Source organism: Butyrivibrio sp. FCS006 (assembly GCF_000424525.1).
Taxonomy (GTDB): Bacteria; Bacillota; Clostridia; order Lachnospirales; family Lachnospiraceae; genus Butyrivibrio.
This window is the reverse complement of the sequence record NZ_AUKB01000015.1, coordinates 1-19,282: the sequence shown is the minus strand read 5'-3', so window position 1 is coordinate 19,282 and position 19,282 is coordinate 1. Positions and strand designations below refer to the sequence as shown.

The 19,282-nt window shown below is 42.8% G+C and carries 13 protein-coding genes and 1 pseudogene; 3 read left to right on the top strand and 11 right to left on the bottom strand.

All coding sequences use genetic code 11. From position 1 onward, the window contains the following. Positions 1-17: 17 nt before the first annotated feature. From G633_RS0107045 to G633_RS0107025, 5 genes are all read right to left on the bottom strand, one after another. The gene (locus tag G633_RS0107045; protein ID WP_024864893.1) at positions 18-1,280 is read right to left on the bottom strand and encodes an L-rhamnose isomerase; all 1,263 of its coding nucleotides are present in this window, start codon (positions 1,278-1,280) and stop codon (positions 18-20) included. An 80-nt stretch (positions 1,281-1,360) separates the two neighbouring features. Continuing rightward, positions 1,361-2,809: a rhamnulokinase gene (rhaB, locus tag G633_RS0107040; RefSeq protein ID WP_026519492.1), complete on the bottom strand. Its 1,449-nt coding sequence runs from the start codon at positions 2,807-2,809 to the stop codon at positions 1,361-1,363. Between the two features lie 22 nt (positions 2,810-2,831). Next, positions 2,832-5,264: a beta-glucosidase gene (locus G633_RS0107035; RefSeq protein WP_024864891.1), complete on the bottom strand. Its 2,433-nt coding sequence runs from the start codon at positions 5,262-5,264 to the stop codon at positions 2,832-2,834. Between the two features lie 30 nt (positions 5,265-5,294). Continuing rightward, a complete protein-coding gene (locus G633_RS0107030; protein WP_051200025.1) occupies positions 5,295-7,886 on the bottom strand; it encodes a family 78 glycoside hydrolase catalytic domain in 2,592 nt (863 codons plus the stop codon). Then, positions 7,883-9,289, bottom strand: coding sequence for an MFS transporter (locus tag G633_RS0107025; protein WP_024864889.1), 1,407 nt, complete (start codon positions 9,287-9,289; stop codon positions 7,883-7,885). Before G633_RS0107025 ends, G633_RS0107030 begins: the two co-directional genes overlap by 4 nt. Before the next feature lie 138 nt (positions 9,290-9,427). On the opposite strand from G633_RS0107025, the gene G633_RS17680 reads away from it, so the two are divergent. Continuing rightward, on the top strand, positions 9,428-10,609 hold the full coding sequence (locus G633_RS17680) for a helix-turn-helix domain-containing protein (protein WP_024864888.1): 1,182 nt from the start codon (positions 9,428-9,430) through the stop codon (positions 10,607-10,609). Here the strand turns inward: G633_RS17680 and G633_RS0107015 are convergent. Genes G633_RS0107015 through G633_RS0107005 form a run of 3 tightly spaced genes read right to left on the bottom strand, consistent with a single transcriptional unit; the run spans position 10,606 to position 14,510 of the window. Continuing rightward, positions 10,606-12,138, bottom strand: coding sequence for an NAD-dependent epimerase/dehydratase family protein (locus G633_RS0107015; RefSeq protein ID WP_024864887.1), 1,533 nt, complete (start codon positions 12,136-12,138; stop codon positions 10,606-10,608). The two genes, G633_RS17680 and G633_RS0107015, sit on opposite strands and share 4 nt — an antisense overlap. A 1-nt stretch (position 12,139) precedes the next feature. After that, positions 12,140-13,153 (bottom strand): NAD-dependent epimerase/dehydratase family protein, encoded by a 1,014-nt coding sequence (locus G633_RS0107010; RefSeq protein WP_024864886.1) that lies wholly within the window; start codon positions 13,151-13,153, stop codon positions 12,140-12,142. Between the two features lie 13 nt (positions 13,154-13,166). Further along, positions 13,167-14,510, bottom strand: coding sequence for a glycosyl hydrolase 53 family protein (locus G633_RS0107005; protein ID WP_196804240.1), 1,344 nt, complete (start codon positions 14,508-14,510; stop codon positions 13,167-13,169). A 166-nt stretch (positions 14,511-14,676) separates the two neighbouring features. Between G633_RS0107005 and G633_RS0107000 the strand changes: the two genes are divergently transcribed. Then, positions 14,677-15,231, top strand: a complete 555-nt coding sequence (locus G633_RS0107000) for a TetR/AcrR family transcriptional regulator (RefSeq protein ID WP_024864884.1) — start codon at positions 14,677-14,679, stop codon at positions 15,229-15,231. A gap of 136 nt (positions 15,232-15,367) precedes the next feature. Here the strand turns inward: G633_RS0107000 and G633_RS20490 are convergent. Next, positions 15,368-15,496 (bottom strand): annotated as a pseudogene (locus G633_RS20490) (4Fe-4S ferredoxin); the annotation flags it as partial. Positions 15,497-15,579: 83 nt separating this feature from the next. After that, entirely contained in the window at positions 15,580-17,067 is a 1,488-nt protein-coding gene (locus G633_RS17675) for a radical SAM protein (protein WP_013282476.1), read from the bottom strand. A gap of 164 nt (positions 17,068-17,231) precedes the next feature. Here G633_RS17675 and G633_RS0106985 point away from each other — a divergent pair, with 164 nt between their 5' ends. Continuing rightward, complete coding sequence (locus G633_RS0106985; RefSeq protein WP_013282475.1) at positions 17,232-17,816, top strand: TetR/AcrR family transcriptional regulator; 585 nt, start codon at positions 17,232-17,234, stop codon at positions 17,814-17,816. Between the two features lie 149 nt (positions 17,817-17,965). Here the strand turns inward: G633_RS0106985 and G633_RS0106980 are convergent, their stop codons facing one another. Beyond that, positions 17,966-19,168, bottom strand: a complete 1,203-nt coding sequence (locus G633_RS0106980; protein ID WP_013282474.1) for an MFS transporter — start codon at positions 19,166-19,168, stop codon at positions 17,966-17,968. Positions 19,169-19,282 lie beyond the last annotated feature (114 nt).

Below are 19,282 nucleotides of genomic sequence, written 5' to 3'. Positions count from 1 at the left end.
CCTTTTATCTCCTATCATCAGACCCTCTTCGAAAGAACGTCGATTTCATATCTCTCAATTTCCTGGTACCAACTTCCATCCTGAGGAACTTTACATCTATCACAGTATTCATTCCACACCTCTCCGAAAGGCATGGTCTTAAGCTCCTCCTGCATGATCATGAGCTTCGTAAAGTTCGATTCATCCTGCAGCTTTTTTAGCTCCTCATGAGGTGTAAGAAGAGCATTCAAAAGAGCTTTCTGTGTATTTCTAAACCCAGTTACCCAGGCACCTATCCTGTTGATGGATGCATCAAAATAGTCTAATGCCATAAATACTGAGCCATCAAGTCCGCCGCAGCGCACAATCTCTTTTGCAATTTCCTTTGTCTCATCATCAAAAAGAACTACGTGGTCTGAATCCCAACGAACCGGCCTTGTGATGTGAAGAGCAATGTTTGGATAGAAAGACAAGAGCGCAGGAATCTTGTCACTTACAACCTCTGTAGGGTGATAGTGGCCGTTGTCCATAAGAGGAATGCACTTGTCAGAATGAGTTGCTGCAAAAGACAGTGTGAACTCAGCACTACCTACTGTATAGGACTCTACTCCAATTCCGAAAACCTTTGACTCAACGCAGGGCTTAACCTTATTAAAATCAAAGGGTTCGGAAAGAATCTGCTCGATAGAATCCTTATATCTGTCCCTTGGTCCCTTACGGTCTGCAGGAATGTCCTTGAAGCCATCTCCTGTCCAGATGTTCATGACACAGGTCTCGCCAAGTTCTTCTGCGATGTACTGAGAAATTCTTATACATGCCTTTCCATGCTCGATCCAGAACTTTCTTGTATCCTCGTTTGGAGAAGAAAGGGTAAGCGGGTCACATTTAGGATGAGAGAAAAAGGTAGGATTGAAATCACAACCCAGATTCCTCTCCTTGCAGAAATCCACCCACTTCTTAAAGTGTTTGGGCTCAAGTTTATCTCTGTCTACCCAGCCTCCGTTTTCATCATCAAAAATTGCATAGCAGGCATGAAGGTTCATCTTGGCTCTTCCCGGAATCAGCTTTATTACCTCATCGATATCTGCCATAAGCTCCTCTGGAGTTCTTGCTCTTCCGGGATAATTTCCGGTGGTCTGGATTCCTCCTGTCAGAGGCTTATCCGGATCTGTATCAAAGCCTCTGACATCATCTCCCTGCCAGCAATGAAGGGCAATCTCTGCCTCTTTAAGCTTTTCGATTGCTTTTTCTGTATCAATTCCAATTGCTGCATATTTTTCTTTTGCTTCTGTGTAGCTCATTTCTCATTTCCTCCTGATCTTGTATGGATTAACTCGTCCTTATCGTTTAATTATCTTATTTCGCTTTTATTCCCAGACTTTCATGCCCCATATTTCTGAATTTCAAAGCTCTCGTAAATGCAGTTTCTTGCATCCTGCAAATCCTTAAATAACCCCGCATTTATCATCTGTACCACAAGATTTCCGATGGCTGTACCTTCAATTGGCCCTGCATATACGGGAAGTCCGGTAGCTTTTGCAGTAAGTTCATTGAGATATGTGTCCTGACAGCCTCCACCTATGATATTCACATATGTGATTTCTTTTCCTGTGATCTTACCAATCTCCTTTACAGTATCTGCATAACATGCAGAAAGACCTCTGTAGACAGTCTGCATTATCTCCCCAACCGACTCCGGTACCGGCTGGTTCTTAGCCTTGCAGTACACTTTAATTGCATTTATCATGCTTACCGGCGAAAGAAAGAGCTCATCATTTACATCAATATCAGCCACAAATTTCTCACTTCCCCTGGCCAGCCTTATCAGATCCGGAAAGCTGTATTTTTTGCCATCAGCATATTCGCTCTTTCTTCCTTCAACGTACTCTGTACCATTCAGCTCACGTCTTATGGACTGTATGATCCAGAGCCCCATGATGTTCTTTAAGAATCTGTATCTATACCAGGCGCCGCCTTCATTGGTAAGGTTTTCCTGCCTTGCAGCCTCGGTGGTTATGGGCTCTTCGTTCTCAATCCCCAAAAGGCTCCAGGTTCCACTGGATAGAATTATCGAATTCTCATCCCTTGAAGGAACCGCAAGAAAAGCAGAGCCTGTATCATGGGTTGCAGGAAGAATGACTGTTGCGCAATACCCGACCTCGTCCTGTATCTCTTTTGTAAAAGAGCCAACGACAGTGCCAGGCATTGACAGCTCCCCGAAAAGATTCTGAGGTAGTCCCAGCATAGAAATAAGCTCTTTATCCCAGGTCTTTGTCCCTGCATTTACTAGGCCTGTGGTTGTGGCATTGGTGTATTCCTGTTTTCTTACACCTGTAAGCCTGTAGTTAAAATAATCCGGTATCATAAGAAGTGCGTCCGCTTTTTCAAGCACTTCCGGATCATCCTCCTTTTGAGACATCAGTTGATAAATGGTATTGAAGGACTGTTTCTGTATTCCGCACTTTTCATAGAGCTCTTTTTCGCTTATGATTGCAGAAATCAAATCGTCCATGCCCTCAGTCCTTAAGTCCCTGTAGGCCACAGCATCGCCGATCAGCTCTCCCTTCTCATCAAGAAGTACATAATCCACGCCCCAGGTATCAATCCCCACGGTCTCGGGTATCATATTCTGTCTTTTGCATTCCTTAAGACCTTCGATGATCCCCTTCCATAGATGATCCAAATCCCACACAAGATGTCCATTTTTCTTAAGCTGATGGTTATCAAACCGGTGGATCTCCCTGAGAATCATCTTCCCATCTTCTAACCAGCCAATCATGTGCCTCCCGCTGGAGGCGCCTATATCAATTGCAAGAAAATATTTATTCATATCGATACAGTACTCCTAAGCGTCAAGAAATAAGCATTTCATCTACCATTCTGATAACACGTGATGCGTTGATTTCCATCTGTCTCCTGGAGAGCTTACCTTCCTTGATAGCAGAAAGCACGTTTTCATAATCCTTCTTTCCTCCAGGCATAAACAGATCTCCACCTGCGCCCGCCACTTCATTTGAAAGCGCATTCCTGTAAATGGATCTTTTGCTGTCCATAACAGTCATAACCCAGTCAGTCATGACGATTCCTTTAAACCCAAATTCTGATCTGAGAATATCCTGTATCAGCCCTCTATGCTCAGAAGTATGCGTTCCGTTAAGCAGGTTGTAGCTTGTCATCACAGCTTTGGGCTGTGATTTTCTTACGCAGATTTCAAATCCGCGGAGATATATCTCACGCATGGCACGTTCACTTACATGGCTGTTATTGCAATAACGGTTTGTCTCTGCATTGTTTGCAGCATAGTGTTTAATGGTAGTCCCACAGCCTTTATGCTTCTGAACACCTTGGGTCACCGCCGCCGCAATGAGGCCGGAAACCAATGGATCTTCAGAGTAATATTCAAAATTTCTTCCGCATAGTATGCTTCTGTGAATATTCAGGGCAGGAGCAAGCCAGAGATTTATTCCCATCTCTTCCATTTCACTTCCTACCATATCCCCAAAGCTATAAGCAAGGTCTGTGTTAAAGCTCTGGGCAATGGCTGTTCCTATCGGGATTCTGGTAGCATAGTGTTCTCTGATCACTGCACCTTTAGGTGCCTTTTTTCCTCCTGTTACCTTTAAAGCTATGAACTTAACCAAAGGATTCATGACTTCTAGCATACTATCCGGGATCATTCCTGCACCGCTGGCATCATGAGCTCCATTTTCATCCTCGTAGTACTTTTTGGCAAGTCTGAGTCCTGCAGGACCATCAGCCATAATAAGAGGTTTAATTCCTTTTCCGGTAAGCTTGGATGTGGTTTCACCCGCAGCACCTGCGACATGGGTTGCAGCATTACCGATGATACTTAGTCCTTTCTGCTTTTCGTTGAAACTACCTATCGCAAGATAAGCAAGCTCCTCATCCGTTAATGACTTAGCTCTTTCATCCACGTCTTCTTCGACATCATATATTAGTTCCGTACAATTTATGTCATTAGAATTTATAGTCAGTTTCTGCACTTCTTCCGGAATACTCTCATTCGAATGTCTTTCCATAAAAAGATCTTTAAAGCCTGGATCTCCAAGGCAATTCCTTGCTTTTGTGACACATATGGTTTCATCAAGATTTATCACAGCAACAACATTTGTGTTGTCCGAGCTGTTTCCGCACCTTATGATATAGTCTCCCTTTTCAAGAATATATGCGCTGGTCTCTTCATCATAGGATGATAGATCAGAGAGCCTGAAAGAAATGTCTGTCTGTTCTTCGCATCCCGGTTCCAGCAGAGATGTCTTGGAAAAGCCTGCCAGTTCCTGATATGCCTTATCAAGCTTTCCATCAGGCAAAGAGACATATACCTGAACAACCTCTTTTCCTGAATAGTCTCCATCATTTTTCACATTAACGCTGACGGTTATAAAATCACCAGATGCACTTACGGATAACACCTTCTGCTCAAAACTGGTGTAAGACAATCCATACCCAAATGAGAATAAAGGCTTTTTGCACGCAGTGTCAAAATACCTGTACCCTACATATATTCCCTCTCTGTACTCTGTGTCATTCCAGTCGCCAAAAGTGCCTTCGTGACAGTAGTCTTCATAAGAAGCCCAGGTTGTGGTAAGTTTTCCAGAAGGATTCTGCTTCCCAATGAGGATATCTGCAAGAGCTCTTCCGCAGTCTGTTCCAAGCTGAGATAAAAGAAGGATATTTCCAACTTCCATTACAGGAGAAAGATCGACAGCTCCGCCTACATTAAGCACCAGCATGAAACGCTCATACATTTTGTTAAGTGCTAAAATGTCTCTGACTTCAGATGCAGCAAGCTTTACATCTCCTTCTACCACCCCTCTGTCGCTTCCCTCCCCGGAATTGCGGGAAAGAACATAAATAGCTGTATCACCCGTCTTATCAATGTGGATGCTATGCCATGGTTCTGTCATTTCCTTTCCCATGGCATACATGATCACATTCTCATGCTTTTCTTTTGCTTCTTTTTTCAGGTTTTTGTAAAAGGTATTCTTTGCAACTTTTCTGACCTGGTCATACTCATCCAGCCATTTTTTAGTTGTTATCTCAAAGCCCGCTTTTTCCAGCCCCTGCTCGATGGTATATGCAAATCTTGTATTAACCTCACCGGATCCTGTTCCGCCCATGACTGTGTATCTCATGCCGGCACCATAAGCTGCAAGCTTACATGGTTTATCAATGGGAAACTTTCCATCATTTTTTAACAGAACGGTACACTCAGCTGCATTTTTAAGCACTAAAGCGCGGTGTTCTTTTTCATACTTTTGCATATCTCTTCTCCTGTTATTGTTAGTGTTTCATTAAAAATCTGCTTTACCTGGTCCTACTTCCAATCCCTCTTTCCCCGGAAGTATTACCATTGCATCCGTGTTTGCCGGGACTTCAATGTGATAACTGTACTCACCATCATCTTTTTTATCCCATCTACAGAAAACTGTTCCATATACGCTGTCATATGAAAACTCTGCAAAATCAAAGTGTCCGCCGGGGTGAGGTGCAATGATAAAATGATTTTCTCCAACCACCCTGATTCCACACAACGCCTCAAATATCCACTGACATACAGCACCCTTGGAGTAGTGGTTCAAAGATGCGATTCCGCCGCCTTTTCCATTATTCGAATCCGGTCCATCCCAGTCTTCCCATATTGTTGTCGCTCCGGATTTCGGCATTGAAAGCCATCCGGGCTTTTCCTCATTCTCCAGAAGCTTATAAGCATATTCGATATCAATATCTTGAAGAACATATGGTAAAAGAGGTGTTGATAAAAAGCCTGTTCCTACTCTCCATTTATAGTTTTCCAGAGCCTTTATCAGTCTCTTTTTCGCATATTCAGTCTGTTTTTCATTAAGCATACCAAAGTACAAAGGTCTTACGAGTTTTGCCTGTCTGTCCGTGTCGAGAGAGTACTTTGGATCCTCAACGAGCTTTTGATAGGCACGTTTTGCACCTTCCGCATACTCTTTGTAAAGATTTATGTCTTCTGTTTTTCCAAGGGCACCGGCAATCTCAACCATAAGAGTCATGACATAGCTCATGTAAGCTGTTGAAACCTCCGGCTGTGACTTTATGAAATCCTTAAAACTCATGGCATGGACATCTGAAGGTTCTGCCCACTCGCCATAGTGCTGGCCGTTGTTGTAAATATACTTTTTTTCTTTTCCTTTTACTGAATGCTTCTCTGAATTTAACAGACTCTCTTTTCCCGCGCGTTCCATAACATATCCGGCGTACTTTTTCATTGAATCATAATATTTTTCAATGATCCTGATATCCCCGTTCTGTTTCCAAAGGCGATAAGGAATGATTACTCCCGCATCTGACCATCCCGATGATCCGTTCATTCCACGCATATATGAGTCAGTGCCACCCTCCGGTGCAATCTGAGGAAAGCACCCGTCTTTAGTCTGCCAATCGCAGAGATCTGTTTCATATTTCATGGCAAAAGGAGCGTAGTTTACCATATAACCTGCAGTGCCAATAAATATCTGGGCATCTCCGCTCCAGCCATGACGTTCTCTTGTCGGGCAGTCCGTCGGAAGATCTGCGGAATTGTTCTTAAGCGACCAGAGTGTATTCTGCACAAACTGGTTCAGAAGCCTGTTTGAACTGTCAAACTTAAAGGTCGTTTCAAAATCAGAATAAACCGCAATAGCAGTCATGTTCTCCAAATCAATATGAACATCAGATTCCACCAGTACATACTGAAAGCCAAATATGGCGAATCTTGTCTTATAGTGGTTCTGTCCATCCTTACATATGTATTTTATCTGCTGAAGTGGTGTGATGAGGTTCTTTCTAACACACTGAATATTGTGCTGAGTAAATTCTCCAGCCTCGTCCAGCTTTTCTCCAAAGCGAAGGAAAACACGCTGCCCTTCATCAGCTACAACGTCAAATTCCACGTAACCTGCAATATTCTGGCCAAAGTCAAAGATTGTTTTCCCCTGAGGCGTCCTGATCACATTCTTAACAGATAACCTCTCCTGCTCTTTGAGTGCAAAATTGTTGGATGCTGTTGGTATCACATTGTGGTATGTTTCCTTAGCAGTCCACCACTTTGCCTTCTCAAAATCTTCTCTTCTGGCATCGTAGTTTTCTCCATCCTTGTTATCTGCAAAGCGGATTGGCCCTTCATTTGTCCACTCAAAAGATTCATCAGTGCAGATTACCTGAACCTCTCCATCCTCATATGTGATCTCAATCTGGGCAAGGAGCTTCGTTTCGCTGCCATAATAATTCTTCATTCCCCAGGCACCGACCGAGCCCCTGTACCATCCGTCAGCCAGCATGAAAAAGACTTCATTCTTTCCCTGGATAATCTTATCTGTAATATCAGCGGTCTGATACTGGACTCTTTTGCGGTAATCAGTAATTCCGGGTGCCAGACAGAACTCACCTATTCTGTCTCCGTTGATACTTCCTTCATATATCCCACAGGCAGTCATATATGCTCTTGCTGATTTAACTTTCTTTTCCCCGGTCCAGAATCTTTTTCTGAAGCAGTCAACAGGGTATCTGTTCTTCTTGTTTACCTTATAATTTCCGGTGATCCATCTTGCCTTCCAGTCATCGTTATTTAAAAGACCTAGCTCAAAAGAGGCAGTATCACTCTCTTCACCCTCAATATCATTTTCGTCCCAGAGTTTTACTGTCCATTCAATCCTGTCACGACTTCCAAGTGTTTCTCCGCCCCAGATCACAAGGTGCATCTGGTCTGAGTTCACTTTCCCGGAATCCCAGACGGTTTCGTCTTCCATTTTCGCAATGATCTGATATGCGCTCTGCTTATTGCCGCCTTCACAGTTCCATGAAAGTCTGGGTCTTACTATATCTATTCCTATTGGATCAGTTAAATATTCGCACCTTAGTCTGACAGCTTTCATTATCATTTTCCTTCCTTATTTCTCTCATTAAGCTCACTCATGATCTTGCCATAAATCTTCTCCAGGTCGTAACGGCTAAAGATCACTGCCATAACAACAAGCAAAAACAGTGGAACATAGATTGAAAATGCAAAGATTCCGCCATTTACTGCAGCTGGCTGCTCAGCAACAGCTGCGCCGGAAATAAATCCACATGCGCCAAGGATCCATCCAATAAGTGATCCTCCGATTCCGGAACCAATCTTTGATCCGAAAGAGCTTGCTGAGTTACTCATTCCGATCATTCTCTTTCCAAACTTCCAGTCATTGTACTCAACACAGTTATTTACCATTGCACCCATAAGACACATGATCGGAATATTGGCAAAGGTTGCCATGCTTCCTCCGACAAGACATGAAACAAGGCTGTAAGGAGTAAATACACGGGCGATGCAGCCAACTATTCCAATAACACAGCCGATAAGACATGTTTTTGCCATTCCGAATTTCTTTGTCATCGGACCAACTAATATGAATCCAAGGAAAGTCGGGATAAGTCCAACGGCACCAAGAAGTGCCACAATGTTGTCATTTCCGAGGATATATTTTGCATAATATGCTCCGCCTGAGCTGGACAGTCCATAAGAAATGTTCATAAAAAGATTTGCAACGAGCATCAGAACCCAGTACTTGTTTTTAAACAAAAGACCTATCTCCTGGGCAAAAGACATCTTCTCTTCCTCCAGCTCATCCACTGACTTCTTTTCTTCTGAACCATTTTCCTTTGAGCTTCTGTAAAGAACGATCATGCTAAACGCTGAGATAGCTGCCATAATGACTGCCACCTTTATCCACGCTGCCTGATTTCCCCCCAAGGCATTTGTAATAGGTATAAGACCGATCGCTATGATCATACCGATGGCATAACCGAATACTGCACGGAAGATACCCATTTTGCCTCGTTCTTCAACACTGTTTGTCCTCATGGCCATCATAGCACCATAAGGTATGGCAACAGCAGTATAAACCACAGCAGTGCAAAGGATGTTGGTTAAAAGAACATATCCCGCCTGAAGCCCCGAAGCAGCTCCTGCAGGAACTGTGAAAAGCAGTACCATGATCGCTGCAACCGGTATTGCCATTATCTTAAACCACGGTCTTGCCTTACCATCCTTAAAATGAACTGAATCCATGATCTTACCCATGATAAGATCTGTAAAAGCGTCAAGTATCTTGGCTATGATCAGCATTGTAGCAACAGATGCTGCAGCCAGTCCGACCTTTTCTGTATAGAAGTAGGTCAATTGTCCTACCAGACAGCTTAGTGCATTAAGCGGTATCTGCCCAATTCCATCTCCCAAAAAATCTCCAAACCTCATGGTCTTCTGGATTCCCATTGAATCCACGCCAAGTTCTTTTTTTCTTCCCATAATAACCTCCTGATTATTGTCACGGCTTTTGCTATTTGCCATATTTCTCTTTCTATTGACAGTCTATCAGGAGCCCGCTTATCATTATTGTAATAGTATGACGCAATATTGTAATTTTGTGACTATTTGAGGTTTCCTATGGAAAATGCATTTTTTCAGGCTTTAAGCTACATCTATAATGCCACCTATGTTCCAATCCACTACTACAAAGATAGTGTATGCCTTCTTTCTTTCCCGGTAATAGATATGCCAACTGAACTGGCTTCTGCTATCAGCGGAATACTTGGCAAGTCCACAACCAGCCTATACCATTACCAGACTGAAGAAGGGCTTCATATTGGCTATGTAGGAAGCGATCTTAGCAATGAAGCTGTTGTTGTAGGTCCCGTTAGCAGTATGGCTGTGACTGATGAATTCATAGACGCTATCATCCTAAAATATGGTGTTTCTATTGAAAACAAAGACAAGATCAGAGAGTTTTTTGTTCAGACGCCGGAGTTTTCAATCATACAGTTCTTGAATATTCTTGCCATGATCAATAAAGAACTCACCGGTAACTACGTAGACATTTATGAGACTTTTAACCTCTTTGACAGAGAAAAGGAGGCGGAGGTAGGAGAAAGCCATTCTAACACCCTGTATGAGCGAAAAGAAACTGAGAACTTTCATGATACATATTTCTTTGAACAAGAATACTATGGCTACGTGGAACGCGGTGATATTGCCGGTCTTGAAGCCATGATCAGAAATATCCCCAGAATAAATGAAGGAAAAGTTGCTCCAGATTCACTTCGTCAGGCAAAAAACATATTCATCGCTTCAATGGCCCTGGTAACCAGGCACTCCATCTCAGGTGGACTTGACATCGAAACAGCCTACCAATTGTCAGATATGTATATTCAGGAGGCTGAACGTATGTCAGACGCTTCTTCAGTTACTCTTCTTAATGCCACGGCAGTTATGGACTTTACCAAGCGTGTAGCCGAATCCAAAATTCCTCAGGGAATGGAGACGGACATATATATGGCTATCCAGTACATAGCAAACCACGTCAATCAGAATATTTCAGTAGAAGATGTTGCCGCATACCTTGGGATAGACCGAAGCACTCTTTCACGAAAATTTAAAAGAGAACTGGGATTTAACATAAGCAGTTATATAATGCGCAGAAAACTGGAAGAAGCAAAGAGCCTCCTTAAATTCACTGACAAAAGCATCAGCGAGATAAGTGAGTATCTTTGCTTCTCAACACAGAGTTATTTTCAAAATGTATTTAAAAAGAAATATGGAATGACTCCAAAGGAGTTCAGAAATAGTTAAATATCCAGTTCCGAGACCATCTTGGGATACTCACGAAGCTCGCTTTCTTCATGAAGCGGATTCCATACCTGCGCGAAAAACTTATCCTTTTTGGCTCTCATTCCGTAGTTCCAGGATTTTCTTTCGCACTCATCACACCAGTGCCCACCTTCAAGAATAAGGCGTGGACTGCCTTTAAAATGATGTCCGAACTGACATGTAAACTCAAGGGGAGTTTTCCAGTCACCGGTCTTCATTTCTTTGGAATCACAACTGCCGCCTCTGAATTCCGCCGCTTTCTTCATATCCTCCAGAGTAAGCTCTGATTCGTGCTTGGATTCATCATAGCCATGGTCTATGTGTACAACTTTATCCCAATCAGTAAATTCTTCCATCTGGCTCAGCTTTTTGGGAAGCTTTTCCCAGGCCTTTTTGCTGCCCCAGTATGCATCGATATGGTCTTCCATGTTTTCATCCAGCCAGTGCTTTGTCCCATGCTCTGAATTTAAGTCTTTTTTGAAGGTTGACTTTATAATACTTCCCATGAGTTTCTGACCACCGGGAAGCTTTGTTATCACTTTACCTGCGGTAACTGCGCGGCCAAGGTCCTTTAGATATGCGTCATAAAAGTACTGCATGGAATCACTTCTGAAATGAAGGTATTTCTCCAGTTTGTCGGAATCGAGATAATACTGACCATGGAAATTCCTTGTGGCATACATCTTTGGATCGATCACCGGATCAAGGCTCTTAAAGCCCAGAACACCGTACATATCCTTGTACATTTCATAAGTGCTCACGCGGCAGCTCTCACCGCCGCCAATATTGTAGATGTGTCCCCAGAAACTCTCATCCAGGGTTCCATCGGCATCGAATGCTGCAAGATTTCTCATAGCTCTTCCGCTGTCCCTGTCAGAAGCATACTCAAGCACGTTGAAAATGCAGTTGTGGAACTGGATAGCATCACGGATCTTGGCCATAGCCGGTCCGATGATTCCTGTCTGCCTTAGAGATACCCAGTAATTTAGGCCACTATCGATAACGTAGCGCTCTGCCGCAACTTTGGAAACCGCGTAGTAATCAAACATACTTGGCTTTATCGGATCCCCGACCCTTCCCCAGTGTATAGGTGGCATTCTGTCACCGGTTTCTGCCACGGTTCCGATATATACAAACTTATAGCTATCCTCTTTACCGCTCTTCTTTATGGCTTCTATCATATTCACAACAGAACCGTAATTATTCTGCATTGCTTTTTTTGGATAATAGTCTGCTGCAGGGGACACAAATGCTGCAATGTGAAGTACCATGTCGCTGTCAGCAATACATCCGTAAACATCATCCCTATTAAGAAGATCTCCATAACGAATGGACAGACCTTCCCTGCCTTCATAACTGTCAAACAGGTTATGATTCTTTTCACTGTCCCTCACCAAAATAATGAGGTCATAGATTTTACCTATGTCAGGGAGCATCTGCTTAAAGCTCTCAAATCCCATTCCTCCACCTGCACCTGTCATAAAAACAACCGGTAACTTATTCGCACTCATATCATTCGCCTTTCATTCCTACTACTTTTGCCTTGCCATCAAGTACATCGACACAGAGCTTAATTGAGTCTCCGATTGCCCTGTCAATGTCGTCCTCTTCAACATGAAGCGGCTCGCATCCAAGTTTCTTATCAATAAAGAGATTGCTGCACTGAAGATCCGTAAACTTCACCATATGAAGTCCGCCCTGGATATTCTTTGCTGCCTGCTCCTTCATCAGCTTTTTTCCGCCCATAGCGTACATCCAGTTAGGTATTGTGATAACCTTTCTTCCCTCGCATCCAAGGTACTTATGAACGATAGCAAGCATCTCTTTCCATGTCATATTGTAATAACCGATTGGGTAACAGTGTCCTCCCTTGTTGTATTCAAGAGCTCCTGCCAGAGCCTGTCCAACCTGATGAACTGTTACCATTGTGGTTCCGCCCTTGGGATATAGCGTAGCTTTCTTCATGCTCCTGATCTGTTCTACAAGGAATACCCATACAGGCTTTCTTCCGGGCTGAGTTCCGAAAATATATGGAAGCTCCAGAACTGCTACATCAAAGCCGTCACCGGCAAAAGACATCGCTATCTCTTCCTGGTCAATTCTGCTTCTTATGTACGGATGCCACTTTGTTAATTCAAGTTCAGGCCTTGTCTTGGCAAAATAGGAAAAGTATGATCCACAGATTGCAATATGCTTAACACCGCACTCCTTGGCAATAGCAAGAAGTCTCTTAAGTGGATCTATATTGTACTTTTTGAAAAGATCATAGATTGGAGCAGGGCCTTCAACTCTCTCATCCACTCCGGCTGCAAAAACAAATCCATCACACCCGGCCATGTAACCCTTTATTTCTTCATCTGACATCTCCAGATAGTTGCCATATTCAATTTTCATTTCAGGTGGCAAGACAGCTCCCTGAGGAAGCGGAGGTAACGCAACAGATGTCACTTCATGTCCCCTCTCAATAAGCACTTTGGCTGCTTCACTTCCGAGCAGTCCTGTTCCACCAATCATAAATACTTTCATCGACTTATCTCCTTTAATCAATATTCATAAGCAGGCTTTTCTTAGGTACGCCATGCTTATTCTCAAAATTAAACAATCCCATTGTTCCCCAGTCTTCATAGTCGGCAGCCCAGTAACGGATGCCTGCAACGCCATGGGTTTTACCCCAATCGATGACATCTTTATAAATGGCTGCCTGTCCATCTTCAGTATTTGCATATCCCTTTGTAGCCTTGTTCCATCCGGCAAAAGCCCCGGACATCTCTCCTGAAGGATATGCAAACTCTCCGATAAACACGGGTACATGGCACTTTTTGTTTATGGCCATAACAGTCTTTTTAAACAGAATCGTGGAATCTGCATACATGGATGGAGCACTAGGATAATAGCTGATCCCCGCAACATCCACGGAATATCCATTCTTTGCAAGGCAGTTAAAATATTTTGCACAGGAATTAGGAGTCATAACCACAGTTGCAATATGAGTTGAAAACTTAACATTGGAGGAGTCAATTCCGAGTTCTTCGTATGCTTCCAGGATTCCCTCTTTTACAGCCGCAAACTCGCTTGCATTGTATCTCCAGATATTCTTCTCTAACCATCCGGGATTAAACAGTGGGAGTAGATATCTCATAAAATCCGGAACTCCGGCAAGCTTTTCATTTACAGCTGTCTTAAGCCCAAGGCTGACTCCTGCAAATCCAAAGTTAGCTTCATTTCCAAGATTCCAGTTCTCCACTGTGCATCCGGTATTCAATATCTCTTTTGCCAGGAACCTGCCATATGCTTTAAGCAGAATATTTATCTCATCTAGCGAAAGCTCAGACCAGTCCTTCCCATTTTGAAGAGCAAAAAGCTCGGGATACTCATCAAACTTTGGGGCCTGCTGCTTTTCCATATCCATGTAGGTGTATGCACACATTACCTCAGGATTAATAGGGATATTTAATTTGGCTGCCAGCTTGCAAAGCTCTATGGCCTGATCAAAAGTATGAACGTTGGCATTGGTATCAACCTCTCCATCAGTCACATCCTCATCTGTTATGTGCCTCTTTGTGGCTATGCGCACATACATTTCTGTAGCGCCTTTATCTATATATAACTGCTCCAGTTCTTCTATGGAGCTTATCTGCCTGCCTTCATACTCATAGGTGTATCCTTCGTCAAAAGCCCTTGCTGTAAACGGGCTGACCGATAGCGCCATTCTGAAATTCTCATTATTATCAGCCGCTGCGTATCCGATTTCTGTGTATAAGAATTGAGCAGTAAGAACTTTAAGCACAACACATATAACTATCAGAAGTATTGCAAGGCCTACCTTATGGCCTGTCTTCATTTTCTTTAACCTTTCAAGAAAACCTGTCATTTTTTCCTTCATTTACAACCTCCAAAAAATCTCCATTTGCAATAACAAGTCACTGTATGTATAATATGGACACCGTGTATTATTTACAACTTGCAATATTCTTTAAAACGTCGTAAACAATACATATTTTTTAAAAGTGTACGAAGTTAACAGTTTTTTTAGATTTGGGAGATGGATAATGGCGACCAAGAACAACCGAAGAACCGTAATCACAAAGAAGATCTTAAAAGAATCATTACTGGAGCTTATGCAGAATAAGCCCGTCTCAAAGATCACCATAAAGGAAATATGCGACCTTTCAGATATGAGCAGATCAACGTTCTACCTCCATTATCAGGACCAGTTTGAACTTTTGGAGGACATAGAAAAAGAGGTCCTCGAAAAGACCTTCGAAAACCTCAGAAAAATTGACAGTCCCATGAACACCATGGAATCCATCGAAGCATTTTTAAATTATGTAAAAGAGCATCGGACCACTTTTGGAGTACTCCTCTGCCAGCCGGAAAACGAACTCTTTCAGCAGAGCATTATTTCCAATGTGCAGAAATATGTTCAGGAATCAGCTCCCGAAATAGATGAGATTCCCACTGCGCGATACGTATACACCTTTATTATGTATGGAAGTCTTAACGTAATAAAGATTTGGATACACAATAATTTTGACGCAGATACACATGATCTGGCTGAAGTCATATATCATTCCTGTAATAATATTGCACAAAGCCATAAATGAATTCTTACGAAGCTGTAAACCGTTATTTCCCACATATATTATTGGCGCGCTTACAGAAATTTGCTCCAGGGATTCACGGAGCACCATTAGAACATAAAAAAAGTGTTCCGACGCTATATGAGTCATCGGAACACCATAGACCGACGCAGCATGGCATTTCCATCCTTGCAATAGTAACATCCCTTATGTCCTTGTTACTGATAACTTCTGTCAGTTTCTCAGTGTAATCTCCCTCATCCGGTTTGGGACATCCGATCATTGTAAACCTGCCTTGCATCAGAAAAAGAAAAGTATAAAACTTTATTCGACAGGGTAAATGAAACAACAATACTATAAAATTCGAGGCATTTAAGCTCTCTTATGTTTAAAGTGATGCTGTCTGGGTTTGTGCTTAAATGCAACTATGTTTAGAGGCTTTTCATCCTTTTTTGCATAATTCTCATATGCCTTCTTATAGTGTTTCTGTCCGGCCCAGATATCGTCAGCTACAGGCGCCCACTCTTTTGCGTAATCATCACACTTTGCACACAGATGCTCAACACTTTCTTCGGATTCTTCATTTGTACCATGAGCTTCTGATCTTTCGACCATATCCCTTAAAAGAGCCGGATTTTCAAGCATAGGGCACGGTCTTAAATGGTTCTTATTGAAAGGCTGGCCCTTATGGTATTCCATGAAAAGAGGACTTTGAAGCATCTCAAGTATTGAATGTGTATGTATATTGGTGTTGGAGAAGTGGACAAATACGCATGGTTCAGCATCTCCACTTGAATTGATGTGGAAATAGTTTCTTCCGCCTGCGATGCAGCCACCGACAGCTTCACCATCATTCTGGAAGTCCATAGGGAAGAATCCCAGGTCACATTTGACGCTTCTAAGGAACCTTATCTGATCCACCATCTTCTTTCGCTGCTCTACTGTAGGCATAAGCTCAGGAACAGCATTGTTTCCAACCGGCATGTAGTGGAAGAAAAATCCGAATCTAGCACCTTTTTCAGCAATGAACTCGATGAACTTGGGATCAGTCACTGCCTCGATGTTGTTTCTTGTATAGCAGATGGAAGTTCCATAAACTATTCCGTACTTTTTGAGTAGATCCATGGCATTCATTACTGCATCATAATGACCAAGGCCACGTCTTGCGTCATTAGTCTCAGGAGTTCCCTCGATAGAAAGCTGGAATGTGAGATTTCCAAGCCTTACAACTTCTTTACAGAAATCCTCATCAATAAGTGTTGAATTGGTATAGATAGAGAACTCAACATCATTGTGCTTTTCTGCCAGTTTCAAGATATCTTTCTTCCTTACAAGAGGTTCTCCTCCTGTCATCATGTAAAGATATACTCCCAGCTCTTTTCCCTGGGTAACGATTTTGTCCATATCTTCAAAAGACAGATTGTGCTTAGGTCCATAAGTACCTGACCAGCATCCCGCACAGTGCATATTGCAGGCGCTTGTAGGGTCAAAAAGAATAAGCCATGGGATATTGCATCCGTATTTTTCCCTGTTTGCCCTGATCATTTTTGTGCCTCTGAAAAATGCCTCATAGCCAAGATTGAGCATCATCATCTTTGCAACATGCGGATCTGTCTCATCTATTACTTTATTCAAAAACTTAACCCATCTGTTATCCGGATCTTTAAATGCCGCTCTTACTTTATCAAGGCTTTCTTTTCTGGCTCCATCTTTACCCCAGAATTTCTCTGCCTGGTCAACAAGCTTAAGATAAGTAGCAGTCCTGTTCTCCGTTTTATCGAGATTTGCAAGGAACCTGTCAATCAGTATGCTAAAAGCCTGTCTTTGTACTTTGTGAGAAATGTTTTTTGCTAATTCCATACTTGTTATGCCTCCCCAAACGATGCTACAATTATTCTGATGTAACAAGTGTAACGCCACAGCATATTAATAACAATGGCTCTACCATCGGACATGACAATATTTCGTTTAAGTGAACCGATGTTACATTCTTGCATTTTTTGTAACGTCGAGAGGGAGAAAAAATGAAAAGCTCAAAAGAATCTTTAACAGAAATGCAAAAAAAAGAAGTTCTGAGGATGAATAATAAGGAGTCCAATCAGCTGACAAGAGAGTGTCTGCAGCTTTCGCTTATGCATCTAATGAGCGAACACCCTTATGAGAAGATCACCATCAGCGAGATAGTACGCCGTGCAGGAGTATCAAGGACGGCGTTCTATCGAAACTATACAGATAAAGAAGATATCCTGCATGAGCTTGGGGATGAAATAATAAAGCGTATAGCGGAGATCAGCGAAAAGCCCGAACTGCACGAAAACCCACATCTGTGGTTCGAAGATATTTTTCGGGCTGTCAAAAACGATAAAGATATAATATCTCTGTTTGACCAAGCCGGAATTCTTCAGAATGAACTCTTTCTTGAAAAAGCGGTCTCAGAGCGGCTCTATCCTACAGCTGACCCAGAAAAGAAGTATCTCAGACTTGCTGCCGAAGCTGCCATTTTACAAATACTCATAAGCTGGTTCAGGGATGGGATGCAGGAAGACGAAAAACAAATGGCTGATATCTGCGTAAATATCTTTGATAACGCTTTGAGCAGACTGCCATAATTAACAAGGACCTCTTCTAACATGAGAAATGATCCTTCCTGGCGTAAACGAAGTAATTCTTGCGCATATGAAGCTTGACCCCGGAATTCCCTTAGCACCAATAGAACATAAAATTCCGATATAATGCTCATTCCAGCAAACTGGAATTGTTAGCACTCTGTCTTATTGCACCGGAGGCATAAAACATAAAATGCAATCGCCAGAAACTGTGATACCACAGACACAGTGACAAGATACACAGGATTCAAATCATACAGGGCACCGAGAAGCCAACTGCCCAGAAACCACGCAATACCAAATCCTGTCTCAAATATTCCGAAACCGGTGCTTCGCATGGAACGCGGGACGATTCCGCTGACAGCTGCTTTCATAATACTTTCCTGCGCACCCATTCCAATCCCCCACAGAATTATCCCAGCTCCGATCAACCAGGCATTTCCAGTCATAAAAACAAAATATGAGAAGAATGTGCTGCATAGTGTGGAAATGATCAGAGCCTTCAGCCCGACCTTATCATAAAGCCAGCCAAAGAATAGTGCAGCAAAGGCATCCACAGCCATTGCCCCAGCATATAGCAGGCTGAGCATGGATTCATTAAATGCTCCGGTATTAGCCGAATGAAGTGTGATCAGGGTGAAGTCTGCAAAGCCAAAAGCAAAAAAGCAGATGGCCGCCATGAACAGAACAAATGACTTCCTGAATTCAAAGCTTGCCGGTTTATCTTCCTGCTTTTCAAAGATCTCCGGATCAGGGTATCTTATCTTTGCTGTCAAAACAAGAGCTATGGTGATCATTGCAGGAACAAGCAGTATCGCAAAAGAGATTCTATATGTTGTAAAAAGGTCGTCTGTACCTTTTACAAGAGCTGTTACAAAAAGCAGTACCGGTCCGAGAAACGCGCCAAGCTGATCCAGAAACTCCTGATAGGCAAAGCCTTTTCCGGTTCCGATCTCGCTTGCCGCAAAGCTTACCAATGTGTTTTTGGCAGGCTTTTTTATCGCTTTTCCGATACGCTCCAGGATCACAAGACCGCAGGCCCAAATCCAGCCATGTTCAGGTACGAGTGCCAGTGCAGGAATCGCCAGAGCCTGTATTACATAGCCTGTGATAACAAATGTCCAGTATTTCTTCGTTTTATCTGCTATAAATCCGGATATGAGCCTTAGTGAATACCCGCACAATTCTCCTATACCGGACACAAATCCGATGGTTGTAGCGGATGCCCCTGCGAGGTTCAGATATTCGCCCAATATGCTTCTGGCGCCTTCATGAGTCATGTCCGAAAACAGACTTACGATTCCCATCAGGGTTATAAATATTATGGCGCCAGACAAAGCCCTTTTTTTATCCATGTTCTACTCCACTAATCCCGATTCTTAATATATGAGTAGAGGCTTTTACAGTCCCTGCTCTTTCTTTATGATGAAGGTGATTGGTCTGACGTAATTTCCGATTGGGACACCACG